This window comes from Aeromonas sp. RU39B (genome assembly GCF_900156095.1).
GTDB lineage: Bacteria > Pseudomonadota > Gammaproteobacteria > Enterobacterales > Aeromonadaceae > Aeromonas.
In genome coordinates this window covers 86,785-99,933 of record NZ_FTMJ01000010.1, presented here as the reverse complement: position 1 = coordinate 99,933, position 13,149 = coordinate 86,785, and the positions used below count along the sequence as shown (strand labels likewise).

The following is a 13,149-nucleotide window of genomic DNA, read 5'->3' as shown; positions in this document are numbered from 1 at the left end:
TGTTCACGGCGGATTCCCAAAGCAGAAATCCGCCGATGGCGATCACATCAGGGATAGATCACGATGGGGGTACCCGGCTCAATGGCGTTGTACACCTCATCCATGTCCTTGTTGAGCAGGGCAATACAACCGTTGGTCCAGTTGGAGCGCTGCACCGCCGGGTCACCCCAGCTGTTGCGCTGACCGTGGATCAGAATCATGCCACCCGGCTCGACACCCTTGGCCTTGGCAGCCGCCATGTCATTCAGGCTGGGATAGCTGATATGAATGGCCTTGTAATAACCCGTATTGGTCTTTTTGTAGTCCAGCAGATAGCGACCTTCCGGGGTGCGCTGATCGCCTTCCTTCTCTTTATGACCGCGCGGAGCCGGGCCCAGAGCAATCCAGTAACTCTTCACTTCCTTGCCATCCTTCATCAAGGAGAGGCTATAGCGGGACTTGTGCACCACCACCATGTCCGCAGACAAGGACGCAAAACTCAACGCCGGCCACAGGGCCAGCAAACCAATCAATACCGCTCTCATTCCATCCCTCGAGCCGCCTCTATGGGCATTGTCTCTCTGTTTACATCCGAACCGCCCGCCTCGCAACCGGGCCTGCTTGCGACAGGCCGTGACGCGGCGTGCGACATCATATTGAAACGCCATCAATACTCAATACAGCGCACTGAACAAATCCTGAAAGCTAGCCGGGGCTGGCGCGCGTTCCGGTTATAAAACAGTGGGATACCGCCAATCATTTGATGAAATCTGGTGTGACGGGGGCCACAATATAAGCCTCTGATCCCGCCAGGAGTGGTCATGTTGCGCTGGTTACCCATTTCACTCTTGCTCTGTTTTGCCACCGCGGTACACGCCAGCGAGCCCCTCTGGCTGCGCGAACCCGCCCTCTCGGCCGACGGCAAGCAGCTGCTGTTTACCTGGCAGGGAAGGCTGTTTCTTAGCAGTGCCAACGGTGGCAATGCCACGGCACTGACTGGCAGTGATTATCAGAGCCATAGCCCGGTCTGGTCACCCGACGGCCACACCATCGCCTTCGCCGCTAACTTATACGGCAATGATGATGTCTATGTCATGCCCGCCAGAGGCGGCGCCATGACTCGCCTGACCTTCGACTCGGGCAGTGATCGCCCCCTCGCCTTCAGCGACGATGGCAAAGCGGTGATCCTGAGCAGCCAGCGTCCACCGCTGCCCCGTTATGATTTCTACCTGCCAGACACCTGGAACAGCGCGACCCTCTACCGCGCCCCGCTGCAGGGCGACCACCTGACCCCCTACTTGCCACTGCCAGCCCAGGCTATCCGCCAACACGGCGATCAACTGCTCTACCAGATGCCCTCGGCCGACCAGCCGTGGCGTAAACACCAGAACTCGTTCGCCGTCAGCCGCATCTGGCTGATGCAAGGAGAGCGTCAGCAGCAGTTGAGTGAAGATCGCATCGCGGCCAGCGATCCCTGGTGGAGCGCAGACGGACGGCAGGTGGTCTATCTCAGTGAGCGCAGTGGCAATTTCAATGTCTGGCAGCGGGATCTCGCCAGCGGCAAGGAGAGCCAGCTCACCTTCTATCGCCAGCATCCAGTGCGCCAACTCACCATGGCGGCTAACGGCGATCTGGCCTGGAGCTGGAATGGCGAGCTCTATCGCTTGCCCGCAGGCAGCACCACGCCCGCCAAGATAGTGGTTAACCCCCTGCTGGGCCAAGAGCCGGATCAGAGCAGTGAAAGCCTGACCCAGGTCGACGATGCCGTGGTCAATCCCACTGCCAGCGAAGCCGTGGTGGTGGCGCGCGGCGATCTGTTTGCCATCGATCTGGCCAACGGGCGCAGCCGCCCCCTGACCCGCACACCGGCAGAGGAGAGTGAACCGCACTATCTGCCGGATGGGCGCGGCATTCTCTACCTCTCCGAGCATTCTGGCGAAGCGGCGATCTATACCTTAAAGCCCGCTAGCGACGCACCTCTGAGTTCCCCCGGCACACTGACTGACGCACTGCTGCTGCATCTACCCGGCCATACCATCAGCAACCCGACCCTGAGCCCGGATGGATTGTGGCTGGCCTTTGTGCAAGATGGGCAGGCGGTACATCTGTTGGACATGGTTAAGCACCGGCAGCGCGAGCTGCTTGGCGCCAGCTTCAACCCGATGCGCCACCAAATCACTCTGGCGTTTGCGCCCGATTCCCGCCACCTGGCGCTGACGCTACAGCCGGACTCGGCGCAGCAAGAGGTGGCCGTGATCGACATCGCCGCCAACCAGCCGACCCCGATCAACGTCAGTCAGAGTGGCTACCTCGACGAACAGCCGCGCTGGAGTGACGACGGCGCCCTGCTCTATTGGCAGTCAACCCAGTACGGTCTGCTCGATGCCGATGGGGAGCCACTCGGGCGCACCCTGCTCGGGCTGTACAGCAGCCGGGCGGCACGAGCCGATGTGCTGGCCGAGCGATCGGCGCCAGAGTCGGGCTACCCGTTTGAGAGTGACCGGCTGGCTTATCGTCAGGCACTGCAACTGCCGCTGCCGGGTGTCCTGCTCGCCAGCCGCCTGCACCATGGCGCCCTGCTTTATCTGGTGGAAGAGTCGCCCGATGGCACTCATCCGGTCATCAAGGGCTATCGCTACGATCTGCACAAAGGCCAGAGCGAGCCGCTGTTTGATGAGCAGCCCGGTCCGGCCTTGGCCAGTCTTGATGCAGAGGCTAATCAGGCCATTCTGATTGGAGATGGCCAACTGACCCGCATTAACCTGGATAGTGGTGAAGCCACCACCCAGCCGTTTACGTTGCAACAGGAGAGTCGCTGGCAAGAGCGGATGCAGGCCAGTTTCGAGCAGATCGTGCGACTGACCCGCAGCGAGTTCTTTAGCCCCGACATGAATGGAACACCCTGGGAGCAGCTGGTCAGCGCCTACCGCCGTTTTCTACCCTCCATCAGCAATCCGCAGGACTACACCACCCTGCTTGGCGAGCTGGCCGGTGAGCTCAATGTGTCACACACCTGGGGCCTGCCGCCCGCCTCAACATCGCGGCATATGGATGAAACGGCCAGCATCGGTGGTTATTTTGAAGAGACGCCGCAGGGTCTGCGCCTGCAAGCACTGCTGGCCGGTGGTCCGCTCGATATGGAGAGCGACCTGCAAGTCGGTGACCTGCTGCACACCATCAACGATCAACCGGTCAACAGCCTGCCGCAGCTCGATCAGGCGCTCAATCATCAGGCCGGACAGCCGCTGCAGCTGCACGCCACCCATCAAGGCAAGCCATTAAACGCGGTGGTGGAGGCCATCAGTCTGACCGCCGAGCAGACATTATTGCTAAAGCAGTGGGCCGAGCAGCGTCGCGAGCAAGTACATACCCTCAGCCAAGGCCGCGTCGGTTATGTCTATCTGCCGGAGATGAGCAGTCAGGTCTATGCCGACGTGGTAGCCGATGCACTGGGGCGCGAGCGGCAGAAAGAGGCGTTGATCGTCGATGTGCGTTTCAATCAGGGTGGTTATCTGGCCAATACCCTGGTGGAGTTTCTCTCTGGCAATGGTGAGCGCCAGGGCATGGCCAGTAGTTGGCCACAGGCTGGCAAGGGTGCGCCCGACGCCGCCACCCGCCAATGGACCAAACCGAGCGTGGTGCTGGCCAATGCTGCCAGCTATTCGGAAGGATCCGCCTTTACCCGCTACTACCAGACGCTAAAACTGGGGCCGCTGGTCGGAGAGCCCATCCCCGGCACCGGTACCATGGTCTACAACCACCAGTCGCGCCTGATCCCGGGGTTGGAATACGGCATCCCGACCCTGGCACTGCGCACGCCGGATGGCGCTATCTATGAAAACCATGAGCAGCAACCGGACCAACTGGTGCGCTACACCCCCGCCGATCAGCTGGCCGGGCGGGATCCCCAGCTGGAAGCAGCCGTGAAAGCGGCGCTGGCTCAGTTGCCTAAGCAGATGCCGTAATGTGGACATAAAAACGGGGAGCCAAGGCCCCCCGCATTTTATCTTGGCATCGGTTACACCTTGAAGCGGTGCACCATCTGCTGCAACTGTTGGTTGACCCGGCCCAGGGTCTCGGTGTTCTGACCGCTGGCCTGCGATGTCTCCATCAGGTGGGCCAGCATGTCGCGGATGGCAACCATGTTGCGATTGATCTCCTCGGTCACCCGGCTCTGCTCCTCGGCAGCGGTGGCAATCTGTCCACTCAGATCGTTGATACGCACCACCGCATTGGCCATGCCATCGAGCCCTTCGTTTACCTGACCGGTGGTATCTGCCGCCTCCTGGCAACGGCGCTTGGTCTGCTCCATGGCCACCACTACCTGCGCGACCCCTTGGGTAAGACGGCTCAGCATTCCCCCCACCTCGGCGGTGCTGTTTTGGGTGCGCGCCGCCAGGGCACGAACCTCATCGGCCACCACGGCAAAACCACGCCCCTGCTCACCGGCACGCGCCGCTTCAATCGCCGCGTTGAGGGCCAGCAGGTTGGTCTGCTCGGCAATGCCGCCGATGACACCCAGCACGCTGCTGATGTGGTTGGCTTCCTCCTGCATGGTCTGCACCTTGGCCGCAGCGCCGTCGACTTCACCAATCAGGGCCATCACACTTTGCGAGGCACTGGCCACCACTTCCCGTGACCGTTCAGCCTGATCGCTGGCCTGACGGGTAAAGTCAGCCGTTTCGGTGGCATGGCCGGCCACGCTCTCGGCGGTAGAGCTCAGCTCGTTGACGGCAGTCACCACCTGATCGGTCTCGGCCGCATGGCGCGACAGGATGTCGCCGGCAGCGCGAGTCTGTTGTCCCAGCTGATCCAGCTCACGGACAAACTGGCCGCTGGAGTCGGTCACTTCACGCATCAATTGCTGCAGATAGGCGATGAAATGGTTGATGGAGAGCGCAATCTGATCGATCTCGTCTTTGCCATGCACCGAGATTCGGGCGGTCAGATCCGCATCACCGGCCGACAGGGCCGTGATGTTGCTGCGCAAAGTACCCAGACGTTGACCCAGCTGGCGAATTGCCCACAGCATCAGCAGGAACAGCAGACCAATCAGCGGCAACTGGATTGATGCAAGCAGCGTCAGCACTTCGTTACTGGCCTGAGTCAGGGCACTGGTCGGCATGGCGGTAGCCAGCAGCCAGGGCGTGCCCGGAATGGCTTGCAACAACAGGGTTTGCTCCTCTTGCAGCCCGCTGAAGGTGGCGCGCAGCACCCCATCACGCGCCTGTCCCAGCAGCGGCAGCAGTGCAGAAGCAAACGGGTCATCACGATGTTCGGAGAGATTGCCGAGCACCACATCCCCGGTCAGGGTGCTGTTGCGGCTTAAGATCTTGCCATCGGCCTCAACGATCAGCACCTGACCGCCGATTTCACGCTCTTTCTTGGCAACCAGATCGTTGAAAAAGCCCAGCGTCACGTCGATGGTCGAGACGCCGTACAGCTGACCATTTTTGTAGATCCCCATGGCGCAGTTGGTGCGCGGCTGGGCACTGGCGCCATCCTTGTAGGCCGCCGCCCAGGCACATTGGCCGCGTGGAGCTTGCTGCCCGGCACGGTGCCAGGCCTGTTCAAAGTAGTTGGGCGCTTCGTCAGAGTTCCAGTAGGTATTGACGATCAGCTTGCCGCCCGCGTCGCGGTGGTAGAAGGTACTGAACTTGGCACGCCCTTCGCCGCGCTGATTGGGCATCGGCCAGATACCGCCGCCGAAGATCATGCCATCACCGTAATGATCGACCAGTGCGGGCAGCAGGGTATCGATCTGTTCACTACTCAGTTCGGGCACTATCTGGGTGATACTGCGCTGTTGGCTCTGTACCGCATTCAATTCATCGGTAATGTCAGTTGCGATTTCGCTCACAACCAACGCCAGATTCTGCTCGGCAGATTGCTGGACTTTGGGCTTCACCCACATCTGGATGCCGACGACCGTCAAACCGGCCACCAATAGCATGAAGCCAATGAAAACAGTGGTATACCTACCTTTTATCGTTGCCATAACGCCCATCTGAACGCTCCCCGTGGTTGCCTGTTTTTTATTCTGAGCGTCAAGATTACGCCCTAACCTAAGCGCGATTATTCGTTTTTGTGATCCACATTGGCGTGTTTTCGCTCACATTCAATGAGTGAAAAGGAAAAGGTTTAACTACAAACCGTGATGGAAGACACAAAAAAACGGGGAGGCAGCGCCTCCCCGTCATCTAGTGATAGTTTTCTGATTATTGATGAGCCTTGGCAAAGGTCTTCATTTCGTCGGCACGCTGCACCATGTTGTCAGCGCGAGTGGTCAGGTCCTTGATAAACTGCGCTTTCTGCTGGGCATCGGGCAGATTGTCATAACGCTGCTGCAGGTGAGCCTTCATCTGCTCCGCGGTCAGTGGTGCGCGCATCTTGTGATGGCCACCACGCATCTTGCCATTCATCATGGGGCCGCCAGCCGGGCAAGCCGCAGCGTTCTGGGTAGTGGTGGTCGGAGTGGCAGCCGCTTCGGATGCAGCATAAGCACCAAGGGGAAGCGCCAACAGCAAGGAAGTGGCCAGCAGAGTTTTGGTCAGGGTTTTCATGGTCGTACTCCTCTTCGGTGTTCTCAGCAATCAAGACGCGTTGTGCTCTTGTGTGATCTCATTACAGCCCGAACCCTTGTCTCAAATGTGCCAGCCCGCGCCTTTTTTGTAGCAGAGTGTGCCAAGGCAGCAAGCAATGGTGGCGGACCGTTTAGCTTCCGAAACGAGGTGCCATAAAATGAACAACGGGACCATGTGGCCCCGTCGTCGTTATAACTTGCTATTCCCCGTCAGTGTGTCCCGTTTGGCTAAGGCCGCGATCAGGGCTCCTGAATTACCTGCTCATGAAAATACTCGGTCGTATAGTTCTGGCCGGGCTGAGTGCTGCAGGCACTCAGGCTGACACCAGTCATGATCAACAGCAGGGCAAAAACGGCTTTCAGTGACAGGTTCTTCATGATTGTCTCCTCGATGGCATTGAAACCAAGCCTATTGATGCCTTGGTTATTATGATTAAAGACCATCTTTGTGTTTCAAGTGTGCCGGAACGAGACTTTTTTGTGACAGAGTTTGACCACTGACCGGTTTGCCACACTTTGACATAACCCGCCTGCACGATTCCCATATACTCGCACCTGTAAGCAGACGAGAGGTATCCCCATGAAGCAGGACAATCCCCACATTCTGGTGGTCGATGACCACGGCGAAATTCGCGATCTGCTCAAGCGTTTCCTTGAGCAGCACAATTTTCGGGTCACCTGCGCCCGTGATGGCCGCGAGATGAAGCGCCTGCTGGAAGAGCGGGAGATTGACCTGATCGTGCTGGATCTGATGATGCCGGGTGAAGATGGCCTGACGCTGTGCCGCGAGCTGCGTGCCCGCGCCAATACCCCGGTGATCATGCTGACCGCCATGGGCGAAGAGACCGATCGCATCATTGGCCTCGAGATGGGGGCTGACGACTATCTGGCCAAGCCGTTCAATCCACGCGAGCTGCTGGCCCGCATCAAGGCGGTGCTGCGTCGCACCCAGGGCGAGGTGGAGCGCAGCAGCAACAGCGATCTGCCGGCCGAGGTTCGTTTCGATCGCTGGCGGCTTGATCTCAATCGCCGGGAACTGACCGATGAGAGCGGCGTCATGCACAGTCTCTCGACCGCCGAATTCGATCTGCTCAAAGTGTTTATCGAGCGGCCACAACGGGTATTGAGCCGCGACCAGCTGCTCGATCTGGCCCGTGGCCGCGAAGCCCAGGCCTTTGACCGCGCCATCGATACGCTGGTCAGCCGACTGCGCCGCAAGCTGGAACACGATCCGAAAAATCCTGACCTTATCAAAACCATCTGGGGCGGTGGTTATCTGTTCGCATCCGAGGTGATCCATGGTTAGACGGCTGATGCCACGCAGCCTGACCGGACAGATTATTCTGGTCGCCCTGTGCGGGCTGGTGCTGATCCAGCTGCTGTCACTGCAGATCTACCGCTCGGATCGGGAAGAGGCGCTTGGCTTTGTTAACAGCCGCAATGCCATGCAGCGGATCACCTCGGTGGTGCGTCTGATTTCCCTCTCACCCCAGCCGCTCTATGACGAGATTATTCGCGCCAGTCGCAGCGAAACCCTGCTGCTGCGCCTCTCGCCCGAGCCGCTGGTGCCCGATACCCGCAGCCCAGAGTATGAAGAGAAGCTGCGCCGCATTCTGCACTACCCCAGCCAACTCAATATCGAGATCAGTGCCGAGCTCAAGGAAGCCACCCAGCGCAACAAGGCTTGGCGGCACCACGCCCGCATGATGGGCGATGCCAACAAGCTACTGCCGATGGACATGCGCCTGTATGGCTCCATCGAATTGCACAACGGCCAGTGGCTGCACTTCAGCTCGCTGGTTGACAGTGAAGGATCCGGCTGGTCAATGCGCTCCACCATCAACCTGCTGCTGGTCGCGTCCCTGGTGATCGGTTTGATGATCTGGCTGCTGCGCCGCGCCTTGCGACCGCTCAAGCAGCTGGCGACCAACGCCGAGCGGCTGGGCCGTGGCGAAGATATCGAGCCGCTTGAAGAGAGCGGACCCGGTGAAGTGCGCGGCAGTATCGTGGCGTTTAACCGGATGCAGACCCGCCTTAACCGTTTTGTGCAGGACCGCACCCGGATGCTGGCAGCCATCTCCCACGATTTGCGTACCCCCATCACCAGTTTGCGGCTGCGCAGTGAGTTTCTGCCCGACGGTGAGGACAAGGATCGCATCCAGCAGACGCTGCAACAGATTGAGCAGATGCTCTCAGCCACCCTCAGTTTTGCCCGCGAGGAGGGCACTCAGGAGCCCACCCGCGAGTTGGATCTGGTCAGCCTGATCGAGAGCCTGTGCGATGACTACAGTGACATGGGCGAGCAGGTGCTCTGTCTGGCCAGTGGCCGCGAGGTCTATCCCTGCCGCCCGGCATCACTGCGCCGGGTGCTGCAAAACCTCATCAGCAATGCCATCAAGTATGCCGGCAGCGCCGAAGTTAGCCTGGAGCGGGAAGATCAGCAGTTGGTGATTCGGGTCTGCGACAACGGCCCGGGTATCGATTCGACCCAGCTGGAAGAGGTGTTCAAGCCGTTTGTCCGGCTTGATGAGGCGCGTAACACCGAAAGTGGCAGTGTCGGGCTCGGGCTATCCATCGCCCGGACCCTGATTCATCAACACGGTGGGGAGCTGACCTTGCACAATCGCCCGCAAGGGGGGCTGGAGGCTCGTATCATCCTGCCGCGCTAGGCAGGAGAGAGACTCAATGCAGAAAAGGCAGTCTGAGCAGCGGACGGGTTCGGCCCGTTCGCTTTCAAATAGGGCTCTCTTTACGCAGTTCACTCACACAATCTGACACCGCCAATACCAGGGCGGAGCGCACAATCTGGTCCTGTCTGGCGAGCTGCATCTGATAAAAAGACCACTCTTCATCCGCTGCCGGAGGTTCAAGAGTCACCATGCCCGCCAGGTTAACGCCATGCAGCCGGTCGAGCAGATCCCGCACCGGTTTATCGCTGAAACGGTAATCCTTGGGATCGCGAAACAGCATGTCGCGGATTTTGAGGTACACCTCGAGATCTTCGTAAAGCTCTAGAGAGATGAGACCAAGAGCCAAAATCAGCTTGAGGCGAACCTCCAGCTGGCCAAGTGGGCCACTCTGGGTCATCAAGGGTTCAATGGCATATTTGACGGCATACTCTTCCTGACGAAACGCCTTGCGGATCAGGGAGTCCACCGCCTCCTCCAGGAGGGTCACCGCCTCAAGGAAGAAGCCACGCGGACCTTCCTGTTCATTGAGGCGTTCCAGTACATCATCATCCTGGTGTGGATCAGTCATAAGGGGGTCCGTTGGGGGGGAGGCAGCAGGCCTCCCCCGCATCTTGCACTATTTACAGCTGGTGATAACGCTCCACTATGGCGGCCAGAACCGGATGGTCCACGGCAAGCCCGGTGGCTCGGGATAGCGCAGCAGCCACGCCATCCTGTTCAATCCATTGTTGCAACTCGACAGCCTGGGGATCGTCAGCATTGCGATAGTGCAGCGCGGCGGCAATGCCTTCCTGCAACTGTTCGCACGGCAGACCATATTCCAGACAGCCCAGCAGCGGTTTGACCAGACGATCCTGCGCACCGAGTTTGCGCAGCGGCTGGCGGCCAACCCGGTCAATTTCGTCAACCAGATAGGGGTTGGCGAAACGGGACAGGATCTTCTCGATATAGGCGGCGTGCAGCTTGGGATCGAAGCCGTAGCGACGCACCAGCACCGCTCCGCTCTCTTCCATGGCCGCGCGCACCTTGCTACGGATCACCGGATCTTCAATCGCTTCGCGGATGGTGTGATAACCGCGCAGGCGACCCAGATAGGCCGTGACAATGTGGCCGGTGTTAAGCGTGAACAGCTTGCGCTCGACAAAGGCCATCAGGTTATCGGTGGTCTCCATCCCGGCAATCTCGGGTACATCACCCTTGAATTGACCGCGATCGACGATCCACTCACTGAAGCTCTCAACGGTCACTTCCAGCGGATCATCGTTTGCCGCAGCCGGCGGCACGATACGGTCTACGGCAGAGTCGACGAAGCCGACCTTGCTCTCCAGTGCCGCATGATACTCGGCGGGCAGGTACTTCAGCACCTCATCGCGCAGGTGAGAAGTACCGCGCACCATGTTTTCACAGGCGATGATATTGAGCGGGGTATCGTTACCCCGTTCAAAACGGGCCTGCAGACCCTTGGCCAGGGTACTGGCAATCTTGTCGAGGACAGCAGGTCCAACAGCCGTGGTGACCAGATCCGCGGTAGCGATACGCTCAATCACCTCAGGGCCGGCCGAACTGACGGCGGCCACGTTGGTGACCCGATCCAGATGGCGGGATTCACCCACCACCTGCACCGCATACTCCTGACGGTGGTTGAGCTGATCGATCAGCCCCTGGTTGACGTCGGCAAACGTCACCTGATGTTGCGCGTCCGCCAGCAGTTTACCGATAAAACCACGACCGATGTTACCAGCACCAAAATGCAATGCTTTCATGATATTAACCTCTCTCGACCAATACAAAACCGGATTAAGCGGCCTGTGCGCTACCCAACAGATCCAGCAACTCTTGCGGATCGTTGGTCGTCGCCAAGCGGTCAATCACACCCGGCTCATCCAGGGCATTGGTCAGGCGAGAGATCACCTGAATGTGTTCATCGTTGCGAGCGGCGATGCCGATCACCAGACGAGCGACGTCATCCTTGCCATCGCCGAAGGGCACGCCTTGCGGGTATTGGCAGATCACGATACCGGTACGCTTTACCTTGTCCTTGGCGGCGATGGTGCCATGGGGCACGGCAATCGACTCACCGAGGTAGGTGGAGACCAGCTTTTCACGCTCGAGCATGGCATCCACGTACTCGGACTCGACATAACCAGCCTCAACCAGCAGTTTGCCTGCGGTGCGGATGGCGGTCTCCTTGTCACCGGCCGACAGACCGAGGTGAATGTCGGTGCGCGACAGGCTGAACACTTCCGAAGACTGGCTCTCGAAGCTGTCATCGTTGGCGGCAACCATCAGGGTCGGACGCATCACATCGTCGTTAGCGGCTTCAAACAGCTCACTCACCAGACTCTGATAAAGCGCGTTGTCGAGGAAGTTGGTCAGCGAGATATGACGGGCGTTCGGCGCATGGCGACGGGCGCGCTCGGTCAGATCCTTGTGAGTGATCACCCAGTCCACCTGATCGTCGAGTTGATCGATGGCACGGTTAGTGACGCTGATGTCCAGACCGGCGTCTTGCACCCGTTTGCGCAGCATGCCGGCACCCATGGCGCTGGAGCCCATACCGGCATCACAGGCAACCACGATGCGGCGTACAGCCAGCTCACCGCTCGGCTTTTTTGCAGCAGCGGCCTGCGGCTTGGCACTCTTCATGGCCTTCATCTTGCGAGTCGCTTCATCCAGCGCATCACCTTCGTCAGCTTGCGGAGCCTGAGCACGCACAAAGATTGAGGCAACCAGGAAGGATACGGCAGTCGCAGCAGTGATGGAGAGCAGCACACCGACCAAAGAAGCCTTCGGCGTCATCAGCAACACGGCAAAGATGGAACCCGGGGAGGCCGGAGAGACCAGACCTGCGTTGAACAGGGTCAGGGTGAACACGCCAGTCATACCACCGGCAATCACAGCCAGGATCAGACGCGGGTTCATCAGCACATACGGGAAGTAGATCTCGTGGATACCGCCCAGGAAGTGGATGATGGAAGCACCGGCAGCCGATTGCTTGGCAGCACCACGGCCAAACACCATGTAGGCCAGCAGGATACCAAAGCCCGGACCCGGGTTAGCTTCGATCAGGAAGAAGATCGAACGGCCTTGTTCGGTGGCTTGCTGAATACCCAGCGGCGAGAAGATACCGTGGTTAATCGCGTTGTTCAGGAACAGGATCTTGGCCGGTTCAACGAAGATCGAGGTCAGCGGCAGCAGGTGGTTGTCTACCAGGAAGCCAACACCACCAGCCAGGATGCTGGAGAGCGTCTTAACAAACGGACCAATCACGAAGAAGGCGAGGATGGCCAGCAACATGCCGATGATACCGGCAGAGAAGTTGTTTACCAGCATCTCGAAGCCGCTCTTGACGCGACCTTCCATCATCTTGTCAAAGCGTTTGATAGCCCAGCCGCCCAGCGGACCGACCATCATGGCGCCCATGAACATGGGGATATCAGTACCGACGATCACACCCATGGTGGTCACGGCACCCACGACCGCACCGCGGTCGCCACCCACCAGCTTACCGCCGGTGTAACCGATCAGCAGCGGGAGCAGGTAGGTAATCATCGGTCCAACCAGCTTGGCGATCGTCTCATTCGGAATCCAGCCGGTGGGAATAAACAGGGCGGTAATAAAGCCCCATGCGATAAATGCCCCGATATTGGGCATCACCATGTTGGACAGGAAGCGTCCAAAATTCTGTATCTTGACCTTGGTATCCGGTGATAACATATCTGCACCCCGTTGTTGATCCTATTGGCACTCAATTGGTGTTGGATCAGTCGGTTTTGGCGAACCGCTGTTCCATGCGTTGTCTTAGCAAGTTCAACTCTACCAGTTTGCAGTAACAACAGATCAGCAACGGGGATTTTTACGATCTTCGTCACACTATGGCCACCCTCCCCCCTCATC

The 13,149-nt window shown here is 59.1% G+C and carries 10 protein-coding genes; 3 read left to right on the top strand and 7 right to left on the bottom strand.

Features of this window, described 5'->3' with window-relative positions:
• Nucleotides 1-47: 47 nt before the first annotated feature.
• Entirely contained in the window at nt 48-524 is a 477-nt protein-coding gene (locus BW958_RS14140) for a L,D-transpeptidase family protein (protein ID WP_076576405.1), read from the bottom strand.
• Nucleotides 525-800: 276 nt separating this feature from the next.
• Between BW958_RS14140 and BW958_RS14135 the strand changes: the two genes are divergently transcribed.
• A complete protein-coding gene (locus BW958_RS14135) occupies nt 801-3,944 on the top strand; it encodes a S41 family peptidase (protein ID WP_143233093.1) in 3,144 nt (1,047 codons plus the stop codon).
• Nucleotides 3,945-3,997: 53 nt separating this feature from the next.
• Here BW958_RS14135 and BW958_RS14130 read toward each other — a convergent pair whose 3' ends face one another.
• The 3 genes from BW958_RS14130 to BW958_RS20525 all read right to left on the bottom strand — a co-directional run bounded on the left by BW958_RS14130 (nt 3,998) and on the right by BW958_RS20525 (nt 6,940).
• Nucleotides 3,998-5,932 (bottom strand): methyl-accepting chemotaxis protein, encoded by a 1,935-nt coding sequence (locus tag BW958_RS14130; protein WP_256702026.1) that lies wholly within the window; start codon nt 5,930-5,932, stop codon nt 3,998-4,000.
• A gap of 265 nt (nt 5,933-6,197) precedes the next feature.
• Complete coding sequence (locus BW958_RS14125; protein ID WP_076576403.1) at nt 6,198-6,542, bottom strand: hypothetical protein; 345 nt, start codon at nt 6,540-6,542, stop codon at nt 6,198-6,200.
• Nucleotides 6,543-6,802: 260 nt separating this feature from the next.
• A complete protein-coding gene (locus BW958_RS20525; RefSeq protein ID WP_179078860.1) occupies nt 6,803-6,940 on the bottom strand; it encodes a hypothetical protein in 138 nt (45 codons plus the stop codon).
• A 202-nt stretch (nt 6,941-7,142) separates the two neighbouring features.
• Here BW958_RS20525 and BW958_RS14115 point away from each other — a divergent pair, with 202 nt between their 5' ends.
• The gene (locus tag BW958_RS14115) at nt 7,143-7,868 is read left to right on the top strand and encodes a response regulator (protein WP_076576401.1); all 726 of its coding nucleotides are present in this window, start codon (nt 7,143-7,145) and stop codon (nt 7,866-7,868) included.
• Complete coding sequence (locus tag BW958_RS14110) at nt 7,861-9,231, top strand: ATP-binding protein (RefSeq protein WP_076576400.1); 1,371 nt, start codon at nt 7,861-7,863, stop codon at nt 9,229-9,231. The genes BW958_RS14115 and BW958_RS14110 overlap by 8 nt, the downstream gene beginning before the upstream one ends.
• Nucleotides 9,232-9,295: 64 nt before the next feature.
• On the opposite strand, the gene BW958_RS14105 is transcribed toward BW958_RS14110, so the two are convergent.
• Genes BW958_RS14105 through BW958_RS14095 form a run of 3 tightly spaced genes read right to left on the bottom strand, consistent with a single transcriptional unit; the run spans nt 9,296 to nt 12,969 of the window.
• Complete coding sequence (locus tag BW958_RS14105) at nt 9,296-9,820, bottom strand: MltR family transcriptional regulator (protein WP_076576399.1); 525 nt, start codon at nt 9,818-9,820, stop codon at nt 9,296-9,298.
• A 52-nt stretch (nt 9,821-9,872) separates the two neighbouring features.
• Nucleotides 9,873-11,015, bottom strand: coding sequence for a mannitol-1-phosphate 5-dehydrogenase (locus tag BW958_RS14100; protein WP_076576398.1), 1,143 nt, complete (start codon nt 11,013-11,015; stop codon nt 9,873-9,875).
• 34 nt (nt 11,016-11,049) lie between these two features.
• On the bottom strand, nt 11,050-12,969 hold the full coding sequence (locus BW958_RS14095) for a PTS mannitol transporter subunit IICBA (RefSeq protein WP_076576397.1): 1,920 nt from the start codon (nt 12,967-12,969) through the stop codon (nt 11,050-11,052).
• Nucleotides 12,970-13,149: the final 180 nt, after the last annotated feature.